This is a genomic window from Bacillus sp. Brlt_9, from assembly GCF_051948935.1.
Lineage (GTDB): Bacteria > Bacillota > Bacilli > Bacillales > Bacillaceae_G > Bacillus_A.
Genome location: NZ_JAYJLO010000001.1, coordinates 54,703 through 80,862, shown reverse-complemented (window position 1 = coordinate 80,862; position 26,160 = coordinate 54,703). Strand labels below are relative to the sequence as shown.

Genomic DNA, 26,160 nt, shown 5'->3' with positions numbered 1-26,160 from the left:
CCTACGTTTTAGCAGGAAAATTATTGCGAATTGTTTCAAGCGCATGCTCTTTCACAATTTGTTTTCCATACTCACTTACACGATGAATTGTTAAAGTTGATTCTTCTCCGTATTCTAAAACAATACTTAATACGCGATCAATTTCTTCTTCATCATGTAGCACTTCATCGAATTCCACATATACATAATAGCGGTCCTCAAATGAATACAGCTCATCTTTTATATCTTCAAAGATAAGACGGTGGCTTAATGAAATGACATCTTCAAAATCATTAAACTTAATTAAAAAGCCAAACGTACCATCTTCGTTAAAGTTTGTTCCTGCTTGTTCTTCTACCTCTTCCACTAATTCTTGCTGGAATAATGATTCAATGCCTTCATCTAGCGGAATGTCTATAATTTTATCTACACCTATAGGTAGTTCTAACTTTTGTCCATCCTTTGAAAGCTCTGCTTTCGTTACAAGTACTTCAATCCCTTTATCGACTGCTTGCACTTGAATCCATAACGGTCCATCAATAAAGAAATCGTCATGATCACGAGCTTCGTCCATCATTTCCCAAAAGAGCTCTTCGCTTCTTTCGCGGTCGTACCAAATCTCCTCACGATTAAAGCCTCTGTCCTCTATATCAATGTACGTAATAAAAAATTTCATCGTATGGTCATTTATTCTTTCAATATCCAAAATACAACTCTCCCTTCCTGCTTAGAATTGTTATGAAGGGATTCCCCACTCATATGACAAATCAATAGATTCTTGTACTCTCATTTTATGATAAGATTCTCCAGAATGGAAATAAAATCGATTTATTTTACAAAAATAGTTATATGCCTATCTTCATTCGACGTTCTACATATATATATCATTATAGCGATTTCTGACTCATAAAAAATTTGGACATACATTTCCACCTTCCCCCGTACACTGTACTAAAGTGAAACTTTTATTAGAGAAGATGATTTAGTCTCTCACTTCATCACATACATATAGTTCGCTTATTAAAACATCATAAATGGAGGCAGACGAATGGACTTAGAGTTTTTAACATCTGTACTAATGATTGTCGGTATCGATGTTGTATTAGGTGGTGACAACGCAATCGTCATCGCACTAGCTAGCCGAAATTTACCTGAATCGAAACGAAATAAAGCCATTTTGATTGGTACTCTTTTAGCAATCGTACTAAGAATTGTCCTTACTATACTAGCTGTCTATTTACTCGACATTCCATTTCTGCAACTGATTGGCGGGATTTTACTTACATTAATTGCAGTAAATTTACTCACTGATAATAGCAACGATCTTTCTTCTATTCAAGGAAAAACAACTTTATTTCAAGCTGTTCGTACAATTGTATTCGCGGATCTTGTTATGGGATTTGACAACGTTATTGCCATTGCAGGGGCAGCTCACGGAAGATTTTTACTCGTAATAATCGGCTTACTCATTTCTATCCCGATTATTATTTGGGGCAGCAAACTCATTTTAATACTTATGGAACGCTTTCCATTCCTTATTTATTGCGGGGCAGCGATTCTCGCCTATACAGCAGGAAAAATGGTCACACATGAAGACAGACTTGCAACTTTTTTTCATAACAACCCAGGTTTCACTGCAAGCATTCCTTACTTATTTATTTTCACCATTTTATGCATCGGTATTATCGTTCAACAAGTTCGATTAAGAAATGTAAAACATTAAAAAAAACCTTCTACTATATAATAAGTAGAAGGTTTTCATATTATTATAATTAATTTACAAGACGCTGTGCTTCACGTAATTGGAACGTTCTTACTGTACGTGGTAAGAAACGGCGGATTTCGTCTTCATTGTAACCTACTTGAAGGCGTTTCTCGTCAATCATAATTGGACGACGTAAAATCCCTGGATAGTCACGAATCATCTTATATAAATCTTGAAGTGGTAAAGACTCTAAGTTTACATTTAATTCTTGGAAAACTTTCGAACGAGTAGAAATAATCTCATCCGTTCCGCTTTCTGTCATACGTAAAATCTCTTTAATTTCCTCAATCGTTAATGGATCTGAGAAAATATTACGTTCTGTATAAGGAATATGATTTTCCTCTAGCCATAATTTCGCCTTTCTACAAGACGTACAGCTTGGAGAACTATATAATGTTACCATACAAAGCTCACTCTCCTTAAAGAGTACAAATTCTGTACTAATTACAGTTTAAATTTCTAAATTCAGCACTTTTTTGCGATACCTTGTCTTATAATAAAGTGCAAAAAATCGCATTTCATGTAAGCAACAACATTTAGCAAACAACAATTACTTTTAATAAGTAACTTCTATAATCATTATACAATAGATTTTGCAAGAAATATACAGTAAATTTCCTTCTAATTGAGAAAACTCTTCCGTGTATTCCACTGCTATGTAACATGACTACAATCATCTCATCTGTTCTTTAACAATAACACTCAACCCTATTAACGCTTGCTTTTCATAGATTTTTCATATGATTTATAGTTATTTCCTCATAGTCTTTCCTATGAAAAAGAGAACGTTTTCTTACCTTTTCTTGATAAATCAATTATGGAATGTAAGACTATACAAGTGAGAATCAAAAAGAACGTTTGTTCTCATTTTAACAAACATCCCCATTCATGTCTATACGATTTGGAAAATATATTAAATATTTTTCTGACATTTCTTTCTTTTTTATCTTTTATCTCATACAATAAACATACAGACAGGCAAAGGGGGAATTTGCAAATGATTGCTTTTTTTATTGATTTTGTCACTGTTGCTGCCCTCATCATCGGAATAACAGCATTGATTGGTGTCATTACAAATAGCATTGGTGAAAAACTCTTTGGCGGAAAAGAAAAGATGAAGTTTGTTAATAAAAGTTTGGATGTACAATCCGGCTGGAACGATGTCGGCGGGAAAGGTATTTATAAGAAACGTACGTATTAAAAAAAGCAGGCAATCACCTGCTTTTTTCTTATTTCTCTACTGACGCCCATTTAAAGCTTAAATCGCCGCCATATTTATGGTTGTACATATTTTTAATTGATTCTCTTTGTATATATGCTCTACCACGTTGATATACTGGAACAATCGCAGCGTCATCAAGTAACATTTTCTCTGCTTCTAGTAAGTTTTTCCAACGGGCATTTACATCGCTTCCATCTTTCTTCGCTTTCATAATAATTTCATCATATTTTGGATTAGAGTATTTCATTTTATTTTGTGATCCGTCCGTTACGAACATATCAAGGTATGTAACTGGATCTGGGAAGTCTGCACTCCATCCAGAGAATGACATGACATAATCGCCTGCATCTTCTAATTTTAGTTTTTGCGCGAATGGTTGTTGTTTAATTTTCACTGTTAAACCTGGTAAATTCTTTTCTAACTCACCTTTTAAATATTCACCCGTTTTCTTCGATAATTCAACGTCTTCATTTAATAGCTCTAATTCGATTTCATTTTTACCAAGCTCTTTTTTACCGGCTTCCCAATATTTCTTCGCTTCTTTCACGTTTGGTTTTACAATATCTCCATTTACAGCACGGAAATCCTTTTTATCCGGTCCTTTAATGAAGTTATCAGGAATTAATCCTGTTGCTGGCTTAGAACCGTTATTTAATAATGTATCAACGAACGGCTTACGTTCAAAAGCAAGTGAAATTGCTTTACGAATATTTTTATTTGCTAAAGCTGGATCTTTTTGATTTAAACGAAGGAAGAATACAGATGTATCTTCTACTGTTTGGAAATCTGGTTTTCCTTTATATTTATCGATGAACTCTGCTAATAACGTCGCTCGATCGACTGCGTTTGTTTCATATAAATTAATCGGCGTAGACGTATCTTTAACAATATTAAAGTTTACTTCCTCAATCTTCACTTCTTTATTGTCCCAATATGACCCGCTCTTTGTCATTTTAAAGCTACGTTCATGTTGCCAATCACTTAATGTAAATGGCCCGTTATAAAGTGTTGTATTCGCTTCCAAACCAAACTTCGTACCTTGCTCTTTTACAAACTTTTCATTCACAGGATAGAAAATTGGATATACCATTAAATCTACAAGGTATGGAATTGAATTGTCTAATTCCACTTCTAATGTGTAATCATCAATCGCTTTTACCCCTAATTGATCCGGGCTCATCTCTTTTTTATTAATTTTCTCTGCATTTTTTATATCATACATAATGTACGCTGATTTCGCAGCCGTATCTGGGTTAATTGCTCTTTGCCATGCGTATACGAAATCTTTCGCTGTCACAGGCTCACCATTTGACCATTTTGCGTCTTCGCGTAATTTAAATGTATATTTTTTACCGTCTTCTGACTTCTTAAATTCCTTCGCTACACCAGGAACTAGCTTATCATCTTTCCCTAAACTGTATAAGCCTTCCATCGTATTAGTCATTACTCTTGAAGAAACTGCATCAGCTGATAACGCTGGATCCATCGTTGGAATTTCTTGTGTTTCAATTAAGTTAATAACTTGCTTCGCACCGCTTTTCCCGCTATCCCCTTTTGCGTTCGCTTGCGGCTCATCTTTTTGGTAGCTACATGCCCCTAACATCATGCTCATCGCTACTGTTGATACTACAAAAACTGGCATCTTTTTTTTCATACTTCCACCCTCCACAAAAATGTTAGCCCTTTCATTTTCAAACAAATAGAAATATATATATGTTCTAACAATTCATATTATACACACAAATATATTTTTTGTATATTTATATTTCTATTTTATTAAAATTTTCTGTTTAAAAATAAACCTTTGTAAACGTTTCATATTGCTGATTTTCCTTACTAAAGTGTTGAAAAATGATATTTTTATACTTTTCTAAATTATCAGAGAAAAATAAATTTTATATCTCATAATACTTTGTGCATAATTATCCTTTTCTTTTTATCATAAAATAGCGCCCCCTTCATAATAAAGATATGTAGGTTAAAATGAGTGCAAAGGATAAGAAAGTATGTTACGATACACCTTGCTAAAAATAGATATCGGTAAAGAGGGGACGGACATGACAGCAATTCAGGCAAAAAACGGGCCGGCAGAGAAATTAAGTTTATTCTTATTAACATGGCCTATTTTTCTAGAAGTTTTTCTTTTTATGTTGATGGGGATCGCTGATACTTTCATGTTAAGTGCATTATCAGACGATGCTGTATCTGGGGTTGGTGCAGCGAATCAATACCTCCATATCGCTATTTTGGTACTAGAAGTCATCGGGAACGGCGCTGCTATCGTCGTATCTCAATACCTCGGTTCCAAACGATTTATGGAAGCATCTAAAATATCAGCCTTGGCTGTTACATTAAATTTAGTGGTCGGACTCGTTATAAGCGCTGGTTTTCTTTTATTTTCAAAACATATGATGATGGCAATGAACTTACAAGGCGATGTACTCATGTATGCACAAAGCTATTTATCCATCGTCGGAGGAGCTATTTTCCTTCAAGCTATTATTAATTCATTAGCCGCAATTATCCGCGTACATGGCTTCACAAAGCAAGCGATGTTTATTTCACTTGGAATGAACATTATTCATATCGCTGGAAACTACGTACTTATTTTCGGGAAATTCGGTTTCCCAGAGCTCGGTGTACAAGGTGCTGCCATTTCTTCTGCTGTCAGCAGATTAATCGCACTTATCGTTTTCTTCTGGTTACTGTACCGCGTTATGGAATACCGTGTGAAATTACAATATTACTTCACCTTATCAAAAGAATACATCGGAAAAATTTTAAAGATCGGGATTCCATCTGCATTTGAGCAGGTTATGTATCAAGCTTGCCAAATTGTCTTCTTATACTATGCAACATACTTAGGAACAGAATCATTAGCAGCTCGACAATACGCTACGAACATTTCTATGTTCACTTATTTATTCGCTATTGCAATCGGTATGGGAACAGCCATTATTATCGGGCGCCTCGTTGGCGGTGGCGAAAAAGACGAAGCGTATGAACGAGTATGGAAAAGTGTAAAATGGGCAATTGGTGTCACTTTATGTATGGTCGCTCTCGTTATTACGTTCCGCACACAATTAATGGGATTATTTACAGACAATCCGCACATTATTGCGTTAGGCGCAAGCGTTCTTTTACTAAGTGTACTACTTGAAACAGGGCGTACGATGAACATCGTCATTATCAATTCACTTCGCGCAGCTGGCGATGCAAAGTATCCCGTTTTAATCGGCGCATTCTCTATGGTGTTAATGAGTTTACCACTCGGTTACTTTTTCGCCTTCCATTTAGATATGGGGCTCGTTGGTATTTGGTTAGCAATTGCTATTGATGAATGGACGCGTGCCATTATTATGTTCTTCCGCTGGAAAAGTAGAGCATGGGAGCGTTATGCACTCGTTAAACCTGAAGAACAAGAGGAGATTGTTTCTGTTCAGGTACAGTAATACTCGTTTAATTGAGATGCAGTCATTTGTAAATGAAATTTGTATTGGAAAAAAGCTGTTCTAACAAATTGTTGGAACAGCTTTTTTAATTATACTTTTCAATTTCTATCTTCAATTCGTCAATATTCTTATTAGAAATCGTATCCGATATTGTATGATCCAATTGATTTTTTAAAATATATGTTTGGTTATCTTGTTTCTTTTTAACACTCAATCTCTCTTCGTCTACATGTAATAAGTTTGACTGTAAATACGCTATATCATTTTCATCAAACATTATGGAAAATGGTTCAATTGCACCAAAGTAATGATTCATATTTTCATCTTTTTTCAAAAATAACATATATCTCTTCCCCATCTCCGGTTTTATATAAAGAGGGTCTTCATTTACAATACTATTCGAATCATCGATTTCAATTTGTTCTGCGTATCGATAATTAATTTTCACTCTATCTTGTAAGGGATCTCCTTTTAAAACTTCTTTTACGTTAAAATTGTATAGATGCCCCTCTACATAATTCTCCTGATCTTCTTGACTAATGTCTTGTGGATTACGCGCCATATTCCAAGTTGAATCAAAGCCATCATAATTGCCTATTGCAACTACATCGGCTTCCTTAACCATGTCTTCTAATCTACTTGTGGATGGAAAATCTTTAGTTATTAAAATTGTTTTATCTTCGACTTCTCCAAAATAAATACTATATCCCCCTATACATAAGAAAATTGCAAAAGGAACTGCCAACAAAATGAATTTCAATTTTTTATTCATTATATATCCCTCCTTACTTTCACTTATAAATTGCATTTACACCATTCACATCATCTTTTTGAGGAACATGCATTTTAGTACGATCTCTATCACTATTCATAATAGATGTCCCTCTATTATGATCGAGTCCTAATGCATGTCCTAATTCATGAACAGCCGTACTTTTTGCGACATTTGATTTCGTGATATTTGTATTACCTGCATTAATGTCTCCAGAAAACTTCGTAACAATTTTATTATTTAGTTGAACAATCATTCTTCCATAATATGTGGACGAGGATTCATACCACGAATTTAATGTGTGCCCCGAAGATCCGTGATAAAAGAATTTGGCATTAGCTGCACTATTTTGCCAAGATGAAATAGCATCCTGCCAACCACTCTTTATTACACTGCTTCCCGATAAACGGTCACCCCATTTAAAACTTTGGGTCTTTGTCGATAATTTGTATCCTGTCTTTTCATACGCATGTGACACATTCAAACTACTACCTACTATGAATACTATTCCAATAGCGACGAACATCGAAATAATTTTCTTCAGCAAATTACTTCCTCCCCATTATTTTTAATAGATACTCGTTCTCTTTCATAATTCTATAAATCTTTTAGTTTACTATACAAAAACGCTTCTATTTCAAAAACACATCATGATGTATATCTACATATTAGTACTATCTCTTTCACCAATCAAAATAATAAAATTAGCTTTTCCTACTAAAAAAAACACTTATTTTCTAGTCTCAAAATAGAAATAAACTTATAAAAAATTCATTTTTATAAGTTTAGATTAAGTAACAACTATTGAGATAAACTAATTTTAAAGCAAATCTATCCTGTCATCCCTTCCATCAATAAAAAAGCCAATCTTCCGTAAGGAAGATTGGCTTTTTCTTATTGATAAATCTCTTTATATTTCTTATATTCCGCTTCAGAACATAGTACGAAATGCCCTGGGCGAATTTCGCGCATTGTTGGTGCTTCACTACCATAATCATGCTGCGATGGATCGTATACGATACGTTTACGATTGCGCTCATAATCTGGATCTGGAAGTGGAATTGCTGATAATAGTGATTTTGTATATGGATGAATTGGATTCGCATATAACTCATCACTTGTTGTTAGCTCAACGATTTGACCACGGTACATTACGCCGATGCGGTCACTAATATATTTTACCATCGATAAATCATGGGCAATGAATAAGTATGTTAGGCCCTTTTCTTTTTGTAACTTTTTCAGTAAGTTTACAACTTGCGCCTGGATTGATACGTCAAGTGCTGAGATTGGCTCATCGGCAATGATAAATTCAGGTTCTACAGCAAGTGCGCGAGCGATACCGATACGTTGACGTTGTCCACCTGAGAATTCATGCGGGAAACGGTTTGCGTGCTCTTTATTTAAACCGACTGTGTTTAATAATTCATGAACACGGTCCATACGCTCTTTTTTGCCTTTTGCTAATCCGTGAATATCAATACCTTCTGCAATAATATCCCCTACTGTCATACGAGGGTTTAATGATGCATATGGATCTTGGAAAATCATTTGCATTTTACGGTTGAACTTCTTCAGCTCTGCACGTGATTTTTTACCATGTACATTTTCACCATCGAATAACACTTCACCAGCAGTTGCATCATATAAACGAATAATCGTTCTTCCAGTTGTCGATTTACCACAACCTGATTCTCCTACAAGACCAAATGTTTCTCCGCGGTAAATATCAAATGAAATATCATTAACCGCTTTGACAACACCACCACTCACGTCGAAGTGCTGCTTTACATTTTTTACTTCAATTAATTTCTCACGTTGTTTAGTCATGTTGTTCACCTGCTTTCATTTGAAGAATGCGTTTTTCAACGACTGCCGGCGGTCTTACTTCTGGAGCCTGCTCGTGAAGTAACCAAGTTGCCGCATAGTGTGTATCACTTACTTTAAATAAAGGTGGGTCCATTTCAAAATCAATTTTTAATGCTTGTGGGTTACGTGGTGCAAAAGCATCTCCCTTTGGTGGCTTCAGTAAATCTGGAGGCGTTCCAGGGATTGCATATAACTCTTCTTCTGAACCATCTAAACTTGGCATAGATGCGATTAAACCCCAAGTATATGGATGTTTTGGATTGTAGAAAATTTCATCTACAGTTCCGATTTCAACAACTTTACCAGCGTACATAACTGCTACGCGGTCCGCAACGTTCGCCACTACACCTAAGTCATGCGTAATGAAAATGATTGCTGCTTCTGTTTTTTGCTGAATGTCTTTCATAAGTTCTAAAATTTGCGCCTGAATTGTAACGTCTAACGCTGTTGTCGGCTCATCGGCAATCAATAATTTCGGGTTACAAGCTAACGCCATCGCAATAACTACACGCTGTCTCATACCACCTGAGAATTGGTGAGGATATTGTTTTAAGCGAGCTTCTGGATTTGGAATACCTACAAGGTCGATTAATTCTAAAGCAACTTTACGTGCATCTGCTTTACTCATCCCTTGGTGTTTAATAAGGCCTTCCATAATTTGATTTCCAATTGTCATCGTTGGGTTTAATGATGTCATTGGATCTTGGAAAATCATCGCGATATCTTTACCACGCACTTGTTGCATTTCTTTTTCTGTTAATTTCGTTAAGTCACGACCTTCAAATACGATTTCACCATTTTTAATACGTCCAGGAGGATTGGGAATTAATCCCATTAACGCTTTAGAAGTAACTGATTTCCCAGAACCAGATTCTCCTACAATCGCTAATGTTTCTCCTTTTTTCAAATCAAAAGTAACGCCGCGCACAGCTTGTACTTCACCTGCATGTGTATCAAAGGAGACTTGTAAATCTTTTACCTCTAACAATGTTTTCATCTTTGCCTCTCCCCTCTTTTACTTACGCATTTTTGGATCTAACGCGTCGCGTAATCCGTCTGCCATTAAGTTAAACGCTAAAATTAATATACTGATGACAACCGCAGGGATGAACATCATATGCGGATACGTTTGAATTGATTTATAACCGTCATTTACAAGAGAACCAAGTGATGCGAATGGTGGCTGGATACCTAAACCGATGAAGCTTAAGAACGCCTCACCAAACACCGCTGTTGGAATTGTAAACATTGTCATTACGATAATTGGTCCCATTACGTTCGGGATTAAGTGTTTTACAATTAATTGTGTATTTGTTGCACCTAATGTACGAGATGCTAATACGTATTCTTGGTTTTTTAATTTTAGGATTTGTCCACGAACGATACGCGACATCCCTATCCAACCTGTAATTGCCATTGCGAGTGTAATTGACCATATACCAGATCCCATAATGATTACCATTAAAATAACGATGATTAAGTATGGAATACCGTTAATAATCTCCATAATACGTTGCATAATGTTATCTACTCTACCGCCATAGAACGCTGAAATACCTCCATATGCAACCCCAATTACTAAGTCAATCGCTGCTGCTAAAAGAGCGATATATAATGATACACGCGTACCTTCCCATGTTCTTGTCCATAAATCGCGTCCAAGATCATCTGTACCAAACCAGAAATACTCTTTAATATCACGTTTTTCATATTGATCAACACCATATTGATCTGTACCGTCAAATGGTAGCCAATGAACATTTTCAATAACAGGAATTTTCGGTGGTAATTTCGCACGACCTAAGTCTTGCTCTTTATACGAGTGTTTGCTTACCATCGGTCCTAAAATTGCTAGTAATATAATAAGCGTTAATAAAACGAAACCGAACATTGCTCCTTTATGTTGGAACAAACGTCTTCTTACATCTTGCCAAAACGTTAAGCTTGGACGGGCAATGACTTCATTATCCACATTATTTTGATTGGCTTGTTGAAATAAATCTGGAGATAATTTTTGTACATCTTTCATCATTTTTTCCCTCCCGCTAAACGAATTCGAGGATCAATAATTCCGTATAAAATATCAACAATGAAAATAACTAAAATGAAGATTGCACTATAGAAAATTGTAGTTCCCATAATAACTGTATAGTCATTCACTGTAATAGATTTTACGAACTGTTCCCCTAGTCCAGGTACAGCATAAATTTGCTCAATAACTAATGTTCCTGTAATTAAACCTGCAACCATTGGTCCTAAAATTGTTACAACTGGAATTAACGCGTTACGAAGTGCGTGTTTAATAATAATAACGCCTTGGCTAATTCCTTTCGCTTTCGCTGTTAAAATGTAGTCAGCTTGCATAACCTCAATTAACTCCGCACGAGCGAAACGTGCAATTGTTGCGATAACTGCCATCGATAAAGCAATTGTAGGCATTACTGTAAACTCTGGTCCTTTCCAAAATGCTACTGGGAACCATCCAAGTTTTACCCCTACGAAATATTGTAGTAATGCGGCGAATACGAACGATGGTACCGACATCCCGAGTACGGAAATAATTGTCGCCCCATAATCGACCCACGTATTGTTACGAAGCGCCGCAACGATTCCTAAAATTAAACCGATAAATGTACCTAATATAATCGCTTGTAAACCAAGTTGTGCTGATGGTCCAATGCGATCCACAATCATATCTGTTACTGGACGGTTATCATATTGGAATGATACCCCTAAATCACCTTTTGCTAAGTTACCTAAGTAACGTGCATATTGAACTGGTACTGGATCATTTAAGCCATATTTTTCAAGAATGATTTCTTTTTGTGCCGGTGATAGCTTCTCCTGGTTTTTAAGCGGAGAACCCGGAAGTAATTTCATCAAAAAGAAAGTCAGTGTAGTAATTAAAAATAATGTCAAAGCCATGTACACGAAACGTTTTAATACATAACGTCCCATAGTCAAGCACCTCCCCGTTTTTCTCAAAAGCAATAAGATAGTTTAAAATATTCTTACTTTTATTTTTTTAAAATAAGAGCATATGCCCATCATAGGCATATACCCTTATTCATGATGGAAACCATTTTTAGTTTTTGAGTTCAACCCACTTATAGCTAAATTCCCCGCCATATTTATGTTCTAATAGGCCAGTAATTGAACCACGTTGTAAATATGCTTTTCCAGGTTGATATACTGGAGCAATCGCTGCATCTTCAAGCAATTGTTTTTCTGCTTGTAATAATGCATCCCAGCGAGCTTGTACATCAACTTCTGTTTTCGCTTTTTTAATTAAATCATCATACGCTGCATTTGCATAATTTACTTTGTTTTGCGCATTACCTGTCGTATACATTTCAAGGAATGACATTGGATCCATATAATCTGGACTCCATCCCGCATATGACATTGCATAATCTCCACTTGCTTCAAGTTTTAATTTTTGTGCAAATGGCTGCATTTTTGTTGGAACTGTTAAACCTGGTAAGTTCTTTTCGAATTGGCCTTTTAAATACTCTCCGATTTTTTTTGCATCATCAGTATCAAAGTTTAATAGCTCTAACTCTACTTTGTCTACACCAAGTTCTTTTTTACCAGCTTCCCAGTATTTTTGCGCTTCTTTAATATCCTCTTTTATAAGCTTTCCGTTTTCTTCACGGAAGTCTTTTCCATTCGGACCTTTTGCTAAGCCTTTCGGAACAAAACCATATATCCCCTCTGAACCATCGTTTAAGATCACTTTTCCGATATTTTCACGTTCAAAGGACATTGCAATTGCTTTTCGGATATTTTTATTTGCTAAAAATTTATTCTTTTCATTTAAGCGAATAAATTGTGTAGATGGTCTCTTAATCGTTTTAAAGTCAGCATCTGATTTGTATTTATCTACAAACTCTGATGTTAAGACTACACGATCAATTGCTTTCGTTTCATATAAATTTATAGCAGTTGAACGATCCTTAACAATATTGAAGTTTATTTCCTCAAGTTTTACTTCTTTATTTTCCCAATACGTTGGATTTTTCTTAAGTTGGAAACTTTGTTCATGTTTCCATTCATTTAATACGAATGGACCATTATAAAGTGTCGTATTGGATTCTAATCCAAATTTTGCTCCTTGTTCTGTTACAAACTTTTCATTCAAAGGATACAATGTTGGATAGACTGTTAAACTTACAAAATAAGGAACAGGGTTATCTAATTCCACTTCAAGTGTATGATCATCAATTGCCTTTACACCAAGTTCTTCAACTGGTAATTCTTTTTTGTTAACTTTCTCCGCATTTTTAACATCAAATAGTATGTAAGCAAACTTGGCACCCGTGTTTGAATCTACAGCTCTTCGCCAAGAATAAACGAAGTCTTTCGCTGTTACAGGTTCACCATTAGACCATTTCGCATCTTCACGTAACTTAAATACATACTTTTTGCCATCCTCTGATTTCTCATAAGATTTAGCGACACCTGGAACAAGTTTATCGTCTTTCCCCAGACGATATAATCCTTCCATTGTGTTATTCATGATGTTAGAAGATGTTGCATCTGTTGATAACGTCGTATCCATAGTTGGGATTTCAGCTGTCTCGGTTAGATTTAAAACTTGCTTGTTTGAGGATTTTTCTTTTGCGCCTGCTTTATTATCCTCTTTTTGGTAACTACAAGCTCCTAACATACTGACAGTCAACGTCGATGCAAGTAATAACGGTATCTTTTTCTTCATGTTGTGTTGCCTCCCCTAATTGCACTTCCTGCACCCTCACTTGTAAAAAAGTAGAATTGAAAGAATAATCTCCAAGTTTCTACAATTTTCATTATACATATAATATAACAATTGTGAATATAGTTTTTTGTTTTTTTGTTAAAATTTTTAATAAAATGTTTATATTTTTATTTTTTTGTAAAGGGATACGTTAACATTGCTACCATCATCTTGAAATCAGACCTTTAATTGCGTATAATTTTCAAAAAATTAATTATAGTACATATTATAGCTTTTATAGTATAATAATTCTAGTAATATTTTGACGGAGGGGAACATTTTGAATAAAGTTTTTTTTCATACTTGTATACTAATTTTCATGGCGATAATCGCTTCTAGTATTGGCGCATTCCTCGTTTCATCGCAGTTTTTGTTGAATTTTGTCAACATCTCGTTTTATATCGCACTATTTTTTATTCTTGTTGGCGGTTTTTTATTCATATTTCAAAATGGATTTTTCAATGTAACAATTTACGCCTTTCAAAGAGTGTTTGGTACGAACAAAAAAATTGAGTCCTTAATTGAAGAAGTAGAGGAACCTGTCGATAAGAAAGAACGTATTTATAAAACATATTCATTCAAATGGACGTATCCAATTTGCATTACCGGTATCGTTCTTGGGTTGTTCTCGACCCTCATTAGCTTTACTATTTTGATGTAGTTTGCAAACACTATCCCATATGATATAATAATCAGCAAAACATTTTGTTATAAAACTTTAGTTCTTTCATATTAAAAGAGCTCAAGTAACAATAAATAAATTTATATGTATGCGATGATAAAGAAGAGTACATATTGAGGCAATTTCAGAGAGCTTGTGGCTGGTGTGAACAAGTAATTGTACAGTATGGAATGGGCTTTTGAGCACCAAACCGAACCGAAAGTAGTAGGCTTTGGCGTTATATCCAAACGTTATGATGGATTAGAGAGATTTCACAGTAGTGAAATAATTAGGGTGGTACCGCGGTCCATTCGTCCCTATAGTTTTTTGGGATGAATGGGCTTTTTTGTTTGCCTTCTCTTCCCTATCACGCATTCAAATTTAGGAGGAATTACTTATGTCAGTTATCTTTTCTGGTATTCAGCCGAGTGGAACGATTACACTTGGAAACTATTTAGGAGCTATGAAGCAATTTACAGAGCTTCAAAATGAGCACGACTGTTATTTCTGCATTGTAAACCAACATGCGATTACAGTACCTCAAGATCCCGTACAACTTCGTAAAAACATCCGCAGTCTTGCTGCACTTTATGTAGCATGCGGCATCGATCCTGAAAAAGCTACTTTATTTGTACAGTCAGAAGTACCAGCACACGCTCAACTAGGATGGATTATGCAATCAGTTGCTTACGTTGGAGAATTAGAGCGTATGACGCAATATAAAGATAAAGCATCAGGTAGAGATTCCGTTCCAGCTGGATTACTTACGTATCCACCATTAATGGCTGCTGATATTTTACTTTACAACACTGAAATCGTACCTGTCGGTGATGATCAAAAACAACATATGGAACTAACACGTGACCTAGCAGAGCGTTTCAACAAACGCTTCCGTGAAGTGTTCACTGTTCCTGAAATCCGTATTCCAAAAGTAGGCGCTCGCGTTATGTCATTAACAGAGCCTACGAAGAAAATGAGTAAATCTGATCCGAATCCAAAATCAATGATCAGCATGCTTGATGAACCAAAAACAATTGAAAAGAAAATTAAGAGTGCTGTAACTGATTCTGAAGGTATTGTGAAATTCGATAAAGAAAACAAACCTGGCATCTCTAACTTATTGACAATCTACTCTTCATTCTCTGGAAAAACAGTAGAAGAAATCGAAGCAATGTACGAAGGAAAAGGATACGGCGACTTCAAAGGCGACCTAGCACAAGTAGTCGTAGAAGCAATTCGTCCAATCCAAGACAAATATAACGAACTAATCAACTCACCAGAACTAGACGAAATTCTAGACAAAGGTGCCGAAAAAGCAAACCGCGTTGCATTCAAACAACTACGCAAAGTAGAAAACGCTATGGGATTAAGTAGAAAACGTAGGTAACATATAAAGCGGCGGCAGCTCGTTCAGCTCTGACTGGCTAAGGTTCTTTCGCATAGAAGACGCTTTTTGTCTTCTTATGCGGAAGGTTCTTAGACACGAAGAGCTAGCTGCCGGAGCTGGATTTCATAAAAAGCGGAAGCGGCTCGCTTAGAATGTGAGGGGGATGGAGCTCCTGACGTAGAGGCGTTTTTTGCCTCGCAGGAAGGCGCGAAGCCACCGAACATTCTTGCCGCTGGAGCTGGATTACTATATAAAGCGGAGGCGACTGTTTAGCCCTGACGGCTAAGGTTCTTTCCCACAGAAGGTGCTTTTTACCTTCTCGTGCGGAAGGTTCTTAGACGCGAAGGGCTAGGAGCCCGAGCTAGATTTCATAAAAGCGGAAGCGGCTCGCTTAGAATGTGAGGGGGATGGAGCTCCTGACGTAGAGGCGTTTTTTGCCTCGCAGGAAGGCGCGAAGCCACCGAACATTCTTGCCGCTGGAGCTAAGCTACAACAAATTAAAAAAACCGCCAATTGGCGGTTTTTTTAATTTACCTTTTGCTCGTTTTCCATTTCCCATAACTTTTCAAAAAATGGCTGTCCTTTTACAAGACGCTCGCATAATTGTTCGTGCTTCTCAGACCAGCCTGTTTTCGCTTCATCATACAGTTTAGCCCAAATATCTTCAAATTCCATATGTTGTACCATTCCGTATGATGATGGATCCCACTCTGTGAACCAATAGCGAATTTCTGCTGTGTTTTTCGTTGTATGTAATTGATCTAACGCCATAAATAATAATTGTTTCAGCTGTCTTTCTTTACGAGTTAAGCCATTCATAATGAAAGGTGATGGTGATAAAATATGATGTTCTTTTTCCATTTCTTCTACTTGGAACTCATACTTTTCTGCTTGTACGTTTTCTACCATCTCATATACCATCTGCTCTTGGCGCGGTATAAGTCTGCTCTTTCGAATTGGCACATTGTAACCAATTGTGTCAATCGCAATAATTCCTTTTCCATCTGTAACTACAAAGCAATACTCTTGCTGCAAACGTTCATGATTTTTACGAATATAAGCCTTATGATGTACGTCTTCCAACAATTTTTGCGGAAGCTCTAACAATTCGTCCTCGATGTAATGATATAATGTGGAATCTACTTTTAATAATGGCACTTGATCTAATAGCTCAATCGTATCATCTTTTCGCCATTCGTAAAAATGACAAACGTTATACCCATTCTCTTCACCTTCAAACCAATTTACCCATACATCATGTAGATATAACATTCACTACCCCTCACTTCACTACTGTTTGTATCAATCATTATGTTCAATTTTTCTTAACTTTATTCCACCTAAGGAAATATATTCTAATTATTATTTTTTCTTCTATTAATACTAAAAAAAACAGGAAATAGAGCTCCTGTTTTTTTATATATGAAATGTATTTGCTTTATTTAATATTTCTTTCGCATCTATAGATAATAAAGAAATTGTATCTATAGATGCGGAAGTTACACAATCTTTGACAATATGAAATCCGAGTGCATAACCAAGCATCTTCGGATAAGAATGAAATCCATTTAATAAAATGTCATGCTCCCTTGTTCCTCGTTTTATACTTATCCTTTCATGTACAACGTTTTTCCAATAATAAATAGCCTCATCTTTTGAAAGATACGTCGTCCACGGTGCATTGTTTTTTTCTGAGTACCTTTCTGCTACTGCTTGCTCAGCTAGCCCTTCCATAATCATCGTATCAAGTAATGTGTATTCTGTTTCTTTCGTCTCAATTTGATGCAACCTGCATATGTGATGATATTCATGCGCCAATAACACTTTTAACTCTTCCACCGAATTCCGTCCACATACGAATAAGAAAATAACGTGACGCATAGATAATCCTGCCCTACCGTTATACTCTTCTTGTACAGTTCGATTATAGGGATCTGATAATAAAATAAAGACAGGGACATCTGGACCTTTTAACCAATCTTTCAGTTTCTCATACTCCGTACGAAGCTCTCTCCAAATCTCCTTTTTCTCTAACTCTTTAATTTCTTGTTCTCCTCGCATAACCGGGCGATACATACCTTTAGAAATTAAAAAGCGATACAACCTTTCTTTTGGCAGCGGGATATACTTCGTAAATTTCTCACAGAGCTTTTCTGGCCGTCCATAATATAGATGTAACCACTCAGCAGTTTCAACAATCCCCATCTTTATCCCTCCTTTTTCTTATGTATATGCAAAAGGAGAAAAAGGCGTAAAAATAAATAAGGAGTTTTTTCGCAATATATTGCGAAAAAACTCCTTATTCTATCTATTATTTATACGATTTAAATACTAATACTGCGTTATGACCACCGAATCCTAATGAGTTACTTAATACTGCATTTACTTCTTGTTGTCTCGCTTTATTCGGTACGTAATCTAAGTCACACTCTGGATCTGGTGTTTCATAGTTAATTGTTGGAGGAATTACTCCATCTGTAATTGATTTAATTGAGAAGATCGCTTCAACAGCACCAGCTGCTCCTAATAAGTGACCTGTCATTGACTTCGTTGAGCTAATCGCTACTTTATACGCGTGCTCACCGAACGTTTCTTTAATTGCCATCGTTTCATACTTTTCATTCGCATCCGTACTTGTACCGTGCGCATTAATGTAATCAATATCTTCTGGCTGTAGACCTGCATCTGCTAAAGCTTGACGCATTGCACGCACGCCGCCTTCACCGCCAGGAGCCGGCATTGTAATATGGAATGCATCACCAGTTGCACCGTAACCAGCGATTTCCGCATAAATGTGAGCACCACGAGCTAATGCGTGCTCTAATTCTTCAAGAATTAAAATACCTGAACCTTCACCCATTACGAAACCGCTACGGTTTTTATCAAATGGACGACAAGCTGTTGCTGGATCTTCATTGAATGTTAATGCTTTCGCTGAGCTAAATCCTGCAAATGCCATACTTGTTAACGGCGCCTCTGCTCCGCCTGTAATCATTGCGTCAGCATCACCGCGCTGAATCGCTTTAAATGCATCACCAATTGAGTTTGCACCAGATGCACAAGCTGTTACAGAACAAGTATTGATTCCCTTCGCCCCTGTTGCGATCGATACTTGACCTGCTGCCATATCTGGAATCATCATAGGTACAAAGAATGGGCTCACGCGGCGCGGGCCTTTCTCAGTAAAAATCTTAAATTGTTCTTCGTATGTTTCCATACCACCAATACCAGAACCAATCCACACACCAATTCGAGGTCCGTTTTCTTCTGTAATTTCAAGCTTTGCATCCTCAACTGCCATTTTCGCTGCTGCTACTGCATATTGTGTAAAGCGATCCATACGGCGCGCTTCTTTTTTATCAATATATTTCTCGACTTCAAAGTCGTTAATTTCTGCTGCTACTTTTGCTGGAAATAGTTCCGGATCAATTCGTGTAAGTCGTCCGATTCCAGATACACCCTTTTTAATGTTTTCCCACGCTGTTTCAACATCTGTTCCGATCGGTGTAACAGCTCCTAGTCCTGTAATTACGACCCTCTTTTTTTCCATACAAAATACACTCCTTTTTTTCTCTCAGTCCTTATTTACCCCAACGAAGAGCGACTGCTCCCCATGTTAATCCGCCGCCGAAACCAACAAGTATGATTAAATCTCCATCTTGAATACGTCCATTTTGCAATTCCTCGACCATTGCAATTGGAATAGAAGAAGCTGATGTATTACCAAACTTCTCAATTGTCATACTCATTTTTTCTTGTGGTAAATTTAATCTCTCTCTTGCAGATTCCATAATACGAATATTCGCTTGATGTGGTACTAAGAAATCCACATCCTCTTTTGTAAGACCAGCTTTATCCAGCACGCGAAGACAAGATTCACCCAGTTGACGAACAGCAAATTTAAAGACTTCTCTGCCATTCATCATAACATACTCGTCTTGATAAAGATGCTTACCGCCACTTCCGTCTGCTCCTAATTCGAAAGATAGAACTCCTCTTCCTTCTGAAACAGCTCCCATTACGATAGCACCAGCTCCGTCTCCAAATAATACTGCTGTATTGCGATCATTCCAGTCTACAATTTTAGATAGTTTATCACTACCAACTACTAATACATTTTTATAAGTTCCCGTTTGAATAAATTGCTGCGCTGTAATCATCCCGTACATAAAACCAGCACATGCTGCACCTACATCCATTGCAGCTGCATGTTTCGCTCCAATCGCTTCTTGAATGACACAAGCTACTGCCGGGAAAGCACGATCTGGCGTTACCGTCGCTACTAAAATAAGATCGATATCCTCTCCGCTAATTCCTGAATCTTCAAGCGCTTTTTTAGCAGCCTCTACGGCCATATATGAAGTATCTATTGTATCATCGGCAATGCGTCTTTCCGCAATCCCTGTTCTCGTACGAATCCATTCATCGGATGTATCCATTATTTTCTCTAAATCGTGATTTGTGACTACTTTTTCCGGCACATATCTTCCGATCCCTAAAATGCCCACGTTCACATCGCAGCCCTCCGTTTTATATCAATTATTATGACTTGGTACTAATTTTAAAACATAAATGTAATTTTGTCTAGAATATATTTCAGCTAAAACATAAAGCGAGCGCATTATTCACCTTATTATTTATGAAAAGAAACAGAAACATACCTTTCCCTGTTTCTTACGAAATATAAAAAGGCCCGAACCGCTTCTATCCGCGGCTCGAGCCCCTCTCCCATCTAAAAAGATGCTTTTATTCTTTGCTTTTATTCTTTTTCTGCTTTCCCAAGTTCATATGCTTCGTTCATAACTTTCATCAATAACTCTAATACTGGTTGTGCTTTCTCCATATCAAGCGCAATTCCATTATCGTCTAAAATGGCCTTTGCTTCTGGTAAATGCTTCATTGCGATTTGTAAAAATTGCATGCTTTTCTCATTCATATTACGTTCTTCCTCTCCATTAAAACTTTCACATACATAGTGTAACACGCTCGCTATCCTTCGTATAACTCTTTATATTTTTTCATATGTGCCAATTGTTTATTTAAACCGTATTCTAACGGAGTATTTCTTTTTATCGAAATCACCTCTACAGCTTCCTCTCTTTCTTCTTCATCCTCTTTATTTACTTTATCCTCTGCACGTAAAAGATTCATACCTTTTTTCCATAATGATTTTTTGCCACTAAGTAAATTGTATATACCGAGATACCCTTCGTTCATTCCATTTTCCCATAAGTATTCACATACATCTTCAACGTACAGTAGATCACTGGCGTTTTCCTCAGTCGCATAATGGCACTCTTTCTCACCCAGTTCTGATAAAATAAGCTGATGATACATCATAAAAGATGGTTGCCATGGACCGTATAATGTAGGAACTCGAAATACACTATATTGTACCTCTCCTTTTTTCAAGCCTTCTTCTACTTTCGAAAATAGACGTTTATTTTCGGACTCATCTGCGTTTCCTACTTCAATAGAAGAAATTAGATTTAATTTCACTTTATGTTCTTCACACAGTCGTATAATTCGCTTTAAATACTGTAATATAACTCTTTCATTCCGAAAGCCACTTTTTTGATTTGGCTCATATAAGCAAAAGTAAACTGTATCGAACGTCTCTTCTTCTACCGATCTCCACCCATCTTCATCTCTTATCGAGTAATACGTAAATAACGCATTTCGCCCAATTAACAATAACTTTTCTTCATTAATTTTTGTCATATTCTCGAATTCATCAAAATCAAGACCGTACACTTCTACTTCTTCTGCAATCATTTTATTCACAAGGTGATAACCTACAAACGTAAGTGCACCTATAATTAGCACGCGTTCCATACCACCAACCCTTTCTCCTTGAAACAAATAGCTCCTCATTTATGTATATGGGAGCCTCACAATTCTTCTTCATATTTTTTAAAGAAATCAGTCGTTTGCCTAACCATTTTATATTTCACATCTTGCAGATGGAATAAGACAGAAGTATCACATTGATTGAATTGCCTCATTTTCTCGTATTTACGTAACAACTGTTTTCTTCCTCTTTTTTCTTGTGTTGATACGAAAACTTTAACAGGTACACAAGATGGAAGAAGCGTAAATGATTTCTTATTTATTTTTGATTCCAATTCTTCTTCTTTGGAATCATACGCCAAACTTAATTCCTTCACGAGTCTCTTGTAAAAAAACTTATGCTCTTTCTCAAACTCCACATATTCTGGTAAATCTAAACATGGATTTAACATAATGACAGAGCGTATACATTCAGGGTATTTGTTCATCATTTCAAGTGCTACAAGTGCCCCCATACCATCCGCCATAATGTGCATTTTCGCATTCAATGTCTCTTTTCTCAAAACAACGTCATATAAGCGTTTTGCTAGACGAACAGATTGGTCGTTTCCCCAATGTCTTCCGTATAAATTAGAAGAAAAGACCGTGTAGCCTTTCTCAATAAGGCCATGTAAAAAATAAGATCTACCCGCATGCTGTGTCCATAAACTTGTACCATTCTCAATAAAGTAGTTGTAATCACCAAGAAGCATTACAGAAAATCCATTTGGCTTCTCCGGTAAATAAATGACACATGGTTCTTTTTCTAAGTAAAAAAAACGTTCCGTAATACTCATTTTTCCCCCGCCTTATTTTCTAAACGTATAAAAGTACTCTTTTATAATGTATGAACAGAATGCAAATTTGCGTTGAAAAATCTACAAATATTTTTCTATATTCTTTTTTCAATTGTGTTACAATAAGGACAGATTGAACGAATAGAGGTGTAAAATATGCGTTTCATTTGGGCATTAATTTGGTCGTTCTTGCTTGTACATATGATGAGCTACGTAATCGGCTCTATGACTGGCGGTACATACGATTTTAACCAAGCGTCTATTTTCTCAGTTGTTCTTGCGGTATTAGTACTAGCAATTTCAGCTGCAATTCCAAACGAGCCAGTAGAACAACACTAAAAAAAGAGTCCGGATTTTATCCGAACTCTTTTTTATTTTACTTTACATGCACGACTAATTCGTTATTTTCTACATCCACAACTACATGACTGTTATCAGTAATCGTTCCTGCAATTAATTCTCTCGCTAATTTCGTCTCAACTTGACGCTGTACATATCGTTTTAACGGACGAGCTCCGTACATCGGATCAAAGCCCGCTTCTACAACAAATTCTTTTGCTGCGTCTGTTAATTGTACTGTAATATGACGGTCAGCTAAACGACCTTGTAATTCTTTTACAATTTTATCAACAATACCTTTAATTTCATTCGTTGTAAGAGGTTTGAATAAAATAATCTCGTCGACACGGTTTAAAAACTCTGGTCGAAAATGTCCTCTTAATTGCCCCATTACAAGTTCTCTTGATTCTTCTTTAATGGAGCCATCTTCTTCTAATCCATCTAACAAATGAGCAGATCCAATATTTGACGTCATAATAATAACCGTATTTTTAAAGTCTACTGTACGTCCTTGCGAATCTGTAATGCGCCCGTCATCTAACATTTGTAATAAAATGTTGAATACTTCTGGATGTGCTTTTTCGATTTCGTCTAATAAAATAACGGAATACGGTTTACGTCTTACCGCTTCTGTTAATTGACCGCCCTCTTCATATCCAACATATCCAGGAGGCGCACCAATTAAGCGTGACACAGCGTGTTTCTCCATATACTCAGACATATCGATACGAATCATTTGCTCTTCACTATCGAATAAAGACTGCGCTAACGTTTTTGCAAGTTCTGTTTTACCAACACCTGTCGGTCCTAAAAAGATGAAGGAACCAATTGGACGGTTCGGGTCTTTAATACCAGCGCGTGCACGAAGAACTGCGTCTGATACTAGGCTTACCGCTTCCTCTTGTCCGATGACACGCTCTGATAAAATTTGCTCTAAGCGTAGTAATTTCTCACGTTCACCTTCAACGAGTTTCGCGACAGGAATACCAGTCCAACGTGAAACAATATCAGCAATCTCTTCTTCACTTACTTCCTCACGTAATAAACGATTTTCTTGTTTATTATGTGCGCCCATTTCTTCCGCTTCTTTTAACTCTTTTTCAATCGCAGGAATTTTCCCATGGCGAAGTTCCGCTGCTTTATTTAAATCGTAATTCCCTTCTGCCTCTTCTAATTCACGGCGCAGACGCTCTAAATGTTCACGTAAGTCACGAACCTTGTGAATATCTTCTTTTTCTTTCTCCCATTTCGCTCTCATACCAGTTGCAACTTCTTTTAAATCCGATAATTCACGTTGCAACGTTTTGAGGCGTTCTTGGCTACCAAAATCCTTCTCTTTTCCAAGAGCCGCTTCTTCAATTTCCAGCTGCATAATGCGGCGCGTTACTTCATCTAATTCTGTTGGCATAGAATCAATCTCTGTTCGAATCGTTGCACACGCTTCGTCAACAAGATCAATTGCTTTATCTGGTAAGAAACGATCCGAAATATATCGATCTGATAAAACAGATGCTGCTACAATCGCGCGGTCATGAATATTTACACCATGATAAATTTCAAAACGCTCTTTTAAACCACGTAAAATGGAAATTGTATCTTCAACAGTTGGTTCTTCTGCTAATACTTGTTGGAAACGTCTTTCTAACGCTGGATCTTTCTCAATATATTTACGATATTCATCGAGCGTCGTCGCTCCAATACAATGCAGTTCACCGCGAGCAAGCATCGGTTTTAACATATTCCCTGCGTCCATCGCACCTTCTGTTTTACCAGCGCCGACGATTGTATGAAGTTCATCAATAAATAATAAAATGCGGCCTTCACTCTTTTTAATTTCATTTAATACAGCTTGCAGGCGCTCTTCAAACTCACCACGGAATTTCGCTCCAGCTACAAGCGCACTCATATCTAATGCAAAGATGGTTCTATCTTTTAATCCTTCAGGTACATCCTTCTTCACAATACGCTGCGCTAATCCTTCAACGATTGCTGTTTTACCAACACCTGGCTCCCCAATTAAAACCGGGTTGTTTTTCGTTTTACGCGAAAGAATGCGAATTACACGGCGAATTTCACTATCTCGGCCGATTACAGGGTCAATTTTCCCCGCTCTTACTTCTGCCACTAAATCACGGCCATATTTTTCTAACGCTTCATAAGTTGCTTCTGGATTTTGACTAGTCACTCTTTGATTCCCCCGAACTGTCATTAAAGACTGTAATAAGTTATCTTTCGTAATATGAAATCTTGTGAATAATTGATTGATATCGCCTTTTTCTTCAGAAAAAGCAAGCAATACATGCTCAACTGAAATGTAGTCATCTTGCAATTTCTCTGCTTCTTTTCCTGCTCTTACAAGTAGTTGTTGCAGAGCACCTGTTATATATAATTTGCCTGCTTCTGCACCGCTTCCCGTTACAGAAGGCTTTTTCTTAATTAAACTTTCCGCGCCTTGTTTTAACGCTTCTATATCGACATTCATTTTTTGAAAAATACGTACTGCTAACCCATCTTGCTCTTCTAATAATGTAAACAAGAGATGAACAGTATCTACTTCTTGATGATGATGAGATACCGCTAAAGATTGGGCACTCATAATCGCCTCTTGTGTTTTTGTTGTCATTTGATTTAAGTCCATCTTTACAGTCCTCCAAATGTTTGACTTTCTTTGACCTTTGATTTGATTATACGCCAACTGACTTTTTTATACAATAATTTTGCTTATGTATTTTCAAACTTATTATTTGAAAAAGAAAAAGGGAACATTCATTGTACAATTGAAAAACATACGGTAAATGAAATTATAACGTGTAACGACAAAAAAGCCGCAATAATGATTGCGGCTTCTGTTACGGTTTTCTTTTATATGTCCACTGGCGATTATGATTCGTGTTATCTGGAAACTTCTCACCAGCAGTTAGTTTTACCATTTGCGGATCTTTCACCATACTTCCCGTTTCACCAATTTCTACGTAAATGCCATCATTCGGCGCTTTTTGTCCAGAACGAAACCTACGATTTTGTCCCATTTCCATTCTCCTTCCATGACTTCTTTGCCTCATTAGTATATCCATTTTAAAAGAAAGCTTTTCTGTCATGTTTAGGAAACAAGTACTATATTTCGCCCTTGTACATATACATGAATGACACAAGCTTAGGAAGGGATTTCTTTCCTATTTGTAGAAAAAAAAGAAACCAACCTACTATAGGCCAGTTTCAAAGGAGAGTCAAACATATACGAGAAGATTACATGTTCATTATAAGCCTCATCATGCGAGCGATGTAACCCTTTTCACAATTTGTCCATAATGAAAGAAACATTGTTTGAACTT

26 protein-coding genes and 1 other annotated feature are annotated in these 26,160 nt (G+C 36.6%); of the genes, 6 read left to right on the top strand and 20 right to left on the bottom strand.

Translation table 11 applies throughout. The annotated features are described in order from the left end of the window. Position 1 precedes the first annotated feature (1 nt). On the bottom strand, positions 2–685 hold the full coding sequence (gene mecA / locus VF726_RS00420; protein WP_087957739.1) for an adaptor protein MecA: 684 nt from the start codon (positions 683–685) through the stop codon (positions 2–4). Between the two features lie 342 nt (positions 686–1,027). On the opposite strand from mecA, the gene VF726_RS00415 reads away from it, so the two are divergent. Further along, positions 1,028–1,702, top strand: coding sequence for a TerC family protein (locus VF726_RS00415; protein WP_440165015.1), 675 nt, complete (start codon positions 1,028–1,030; stop codon positions 1,700–1,702). Positions 1,703–1,751: 49 nt separating this feature from the next. Here the strand turns inward: VF726_RS00415 and spx are convergent, their stop codons facing one another. Together spx and VF726_RS00405 are read right to left on the bottom strand one after the other, a co-directional pair. Further along, positions 1,752–2,147, bottom strand: coding sequence for a transcriptional regulator Spx (gene spx / locus VF726_RS00410; protein WP_000258267.1), 396 nt, complete (start codon positions 2,145–2,147; stop codon positions 1,752–1,754). A 461-nt stretch (positions 2,148–2,608) separates the two neighbouring features. Beyond that, positions 2,609–2,815 carry a dithiol-disulfide isomerase gene (locus tag VF726_RS00405; RefSeq protein WP_440165011.1) on the bottom strand — a complete coding sequence of 69 codons (207 nt, stop codon included), beginning with the start codon at positions 2,813–2,815 and terminating at the stop codon, positions 2,609–2,611. Between VF726_RS00405 and VF726_RS00400 the strand changes: the two genes are divergently transcribed. Next, positions 2,742–2,945, top strand: a complete 204-nt coding sequence (locus VF726_RS00400; RefSeq protein WP_440165009.1) for a hypothetical protein — start codon at positions 2,742–2,744, stop codon at positions 2,943–2,945. The two genes, VF726_RS00405 and VF726_RS00400, sit on opposite strands and share 74 nt — an antisense overlap. Positions 2,946–2,973: 28 nt before the next feature. On the opposite strand, the gene VF726_RS00395 is transcribed toward VF726_RS00400, so the two are convergent. Continuing rightward, on the bottom strand, positions 2,974–4,620 hold the full coding sequence (locus VF726_RS00395; RefSeq protein ID WP_440165007.1) for a peptide ABC transporter substrate-binding protein: 1,647 nt from the start codon (positions 4,618–4,620) through the stop codon (positions 2,974–2,976). Between the two features lie 352 nt (positions 4,621–4,972). Here VF726_RS00395 and VF726_RS00390 point away from each other — a divergent pair, with 352 nt between their 5' ends. Beyond that, positions 4,973–6,418 carry an MATE family efflux transporter gene (locus tag VF726_RS00390; RefSeq protein ID WP_440165005.1) on the top strand — a complete coding sequence of 482 codons (1,446 nt, stop codon included), beginning with the start codon at positions 4,973–4,975 and terminating at the stop codon, positions 6,416–6,418. Between the two features lie 85 nt (positions 6,419–6,503). Here the strand turns inward: VF726_RS00390 and VF726_RS00385 are convergent, their stop codons facing one another. The 7 genes from VF726_RS00385 to VF726_RS00355 all read right to left on the bottom strand — a co-directional run bounded on the left by VF726_RS00385 (position 6,504) and on the right by VF726_RS00355 (position 13,776). Then, positions 6,504–7,190 (bottom strand): cardiolipin synthase, encoded by a 687-nt coding sequence (locus VF726_RS00385; RefSeq protein WP_440165003.1) that lies wholly within the window; start codon positions 7,188–7,190, stop codon positions 6,504–6,506. Positions 7,191–7,209: 19 nt separating this feature from the next. Continuing rightward, positions 7,210–7,716 carry a matrixin family metalloprotease gene (locus VF726_RS00380; protein WP_440166669.1) on the bottom strand — a complete coding sequence of 169 codons (507 nt, stop codon included), beginning with the start codon at positions 7,714–7,716 and terminating at the stop codon, positions 7,210–7,212. A 368-nt stretch (positions 7,717–8,084) separates the two neighbouring features. Then, positions 8,085–9,020, bottom strand: a complete 936-nt coding sequence (locus tag VF726_RS00375; protein ID WP_440165001.1) for an ABC transporter ATP-binding protein — start codon at positions 9,018–9,020, stop codon at positions 8,085–8,087. After that, complete coding sequence (locus tag VF726_RS00370) at positions 9,013–10,056, bottom strand: ABC transporter ATP-binding protein (protein WP_000854348.1); 1,044 nt, start codon at positions 10,054–10,056, stop codon at positions 9,013–9,015. The genes VF726_RS00375 and VF726_RS00370 overlap by 8 nt, the downstream gene beginning before the upstream one ends. Before the next feature lie 18 nt (positions 10,057–10,074). Further along, positions 10,075–11,091, bottom strand: a complete 1,017-nt coding sequence (gene opp3C, locus VF726_RS00365) for an oligopeptide ABC transporter permease (RefSeq protein WP_000974099.1) — start codon at positions 11,089–11,091, stop codon at positions 10,075–10,077. Then, a complete protein-coding gene (gene opp3b, locus VF726_RS00360; RefSeq protein WP_000534165.1) occupies positions 11,088–12,017 on the bottom strand; it encodes an oligopeptide ABC transporter permease in 930 nt (309 codons plus the stop codon). Before opp3b ends, opp3C begins: the two co-directional genes overlap by 4 nt. Positions 12,018–12,144: 127 nt before the next feature. After that, on the bottom strand, positions 12,145–13,776 hold the full coding sequence (locus tag VF726_RS00355; RefSeq protein ID WP_098344749.1) for a peptide ABC transporter substrate-binding protein: 1,632 nt from the start codon (positions 13,774–13,776) through the stop codon (positions 12,145–12,147). Positions 13,777–14,095: 319 nt separating this feature from the next. Here VF726_RS00355 and VF726_RS00350 point away from each other — a divergent pair, with 319 nt between their 5' ends. Continuing rightward, complete coding sequence (locus tag VF726_RS00350; protein ID WP_071758296.1) at positions 14,096–14,476, top strand: DUF3899 domain-containing protein; 381 nt, start codon at positions 14,096–14,098, stop codon at positions 14,474–14,476. A gap of 105 nt (positions 14,477–14,581) precedes the next feature. Next, positions 14,582–14,798: a binding site (T-box leader), on the top strand. 75 nt (positions 14,799–14,873) lie between these two features. Next, positions 14,874–15,863, top strand: a complete 990-nt coding sequence (gene trpS, locus VF726_RS00345) for a tryptophan--tRNA ligase (protein WP_098254665.1) — start codon at positions 14,874–14,876, stop codon at positions 15,861–15,863. A gap of 525 nt (positions 15,864–16,388) precedes the next feature. Here the strand turns inward: trpS and VF726_RS00340 are convergent. From VF726_RS00340 to VF726_RS00310, 7 genes are all read right to left on the bottom strand, one after another. Next, positions 16,389–17,135: a YjbA family protein gene (locus tag VF726_RS00340; RefSeq protein WP_440164996.1), complete on the bottom strand. Its 747-nt coding sequence runs from the start codon at positions 17,133–17,135 to the stop codon at positions 16,389–16,391. A gap of 144 nt (positions 17,136–17,279) precedes the next feature. Further along, positions 17,280–18,068 carry a DUF2268 domain-containing protein gene (locus tag VF726_RS00335; protein ID WP_440164994.1) on the bottom strand — a complete coding sequence of 263 codons (789 nt, stop codon included), beginning with the start codon at positions 18,066–18,068 and terminating at the stop codon, positions 17,280–17,282. A gap of 106 nt (positions 18,069–18,174) precedes the next feature. Further along, the gene (gene fabF, locus VF726_RS00330) at positions 18,175–19,413 is read right to left on the bottom strand and encodes a beta-ketoacyl-ACP synthase II (RefSeq protein WP_016088900.1); all 1,239 of its coding nucleotides are present in this window, start codon (positions 19,411–19,413) and stop codon (positions 18,175–18,177) included. 31 nt (positions 19,414–19,444) lie between these two features. Continuing rightward, positions 19,445–20,377: a beta-ketoacyl-ACP synthase III gene (gene fabH / locus VF726_RS00325; protein ID WP_440164992.1), complete on the bottom strand. Its 933-nt coding sequence runs from the start codon at positions 20,375–20,377 to the stop codon at positions 19,445–19,447. A gap of 245 nt (positions 20,378–20,622) precedes the next feature. Then, positions 20,623–20,799, bottom strand: coding sequence for a ComZ family protein (locus tag VF726_RS00320; protein ID WP_048527481.1), 177 nt, complete (start codon positions 20,797–20,799; stop codon positions 20,623–20,625). A gap of 53 nt (positions 20,800–20,852) precedes the next feature. Next, entirely contained in the window at positions 20,853–21,725 is an 873-nt protein-coding gene (locus VF726_RS00315) for an NAD-dependent epimerase/dehydratase family protein (protein ID WP_440164989.1), read from the bottom strand. Between the two features lie 29 nt (positions 21,726–21,754). Continuing rightward, entirely contained in the window at positions 21,755–22,489 is a 735-nt protein-coding gene (locus VF726_RS00310; RefSeq protein WP_147807464.1) for an alpha/beta hydrolase, read from the bottom strand. Positions 22,490–22,645: 156 nt separating this feature from the next. Here VF726_RS00310 and VF726_RS00305 point away from each other — a divergent pair, with 156 nt between their 5' ends. Then, positions 22,646–22,828: a YjzD family protein gene (locus VF726_RS00305; RefSeq protein WP_001211116.1), complete on the top strand. Its 183-nt coding sequence runs from the start codon at positions 22,646–22,648 to the stop codon at positions 22,826–22,828. Positions 22,829–22,865: 37 nt separating this feature from the next. Here the strand turns inward: VF726_RS00305 and clpB are convergent, their stop codons facing one another. Together clpB and VF726_RS00295 are read right to left on the bottom strand one after the other, a co-directional pair. Continuing rightward, a complete protein-coding gene (clpB, locus tag VF726_RS00300; RefSeq protein WP_440164985.1) occupies positions 22,866–25,466 on the bottom strand; it encodes an ATP-dependent chaperone ClpB in 2,601 nt (866 codons plus the stop codon). A gap of 211 nt (positions 25,467–25,677) precedes the next feature. Next, positions 25,678–25,857 carry a YjzC family protein gene (locus VF726_RS00295; protein ID WP_000531421.1) on the bottom strand — a complete coding sequence of 60 codons (180 nt, stop codon included), beginning with the start codon at positions 25,855–25,857 and terminating at the stop codon, positions 25,678–25,680. Positions 25,858–26,160: the final 303 nt, after the last annotated feature.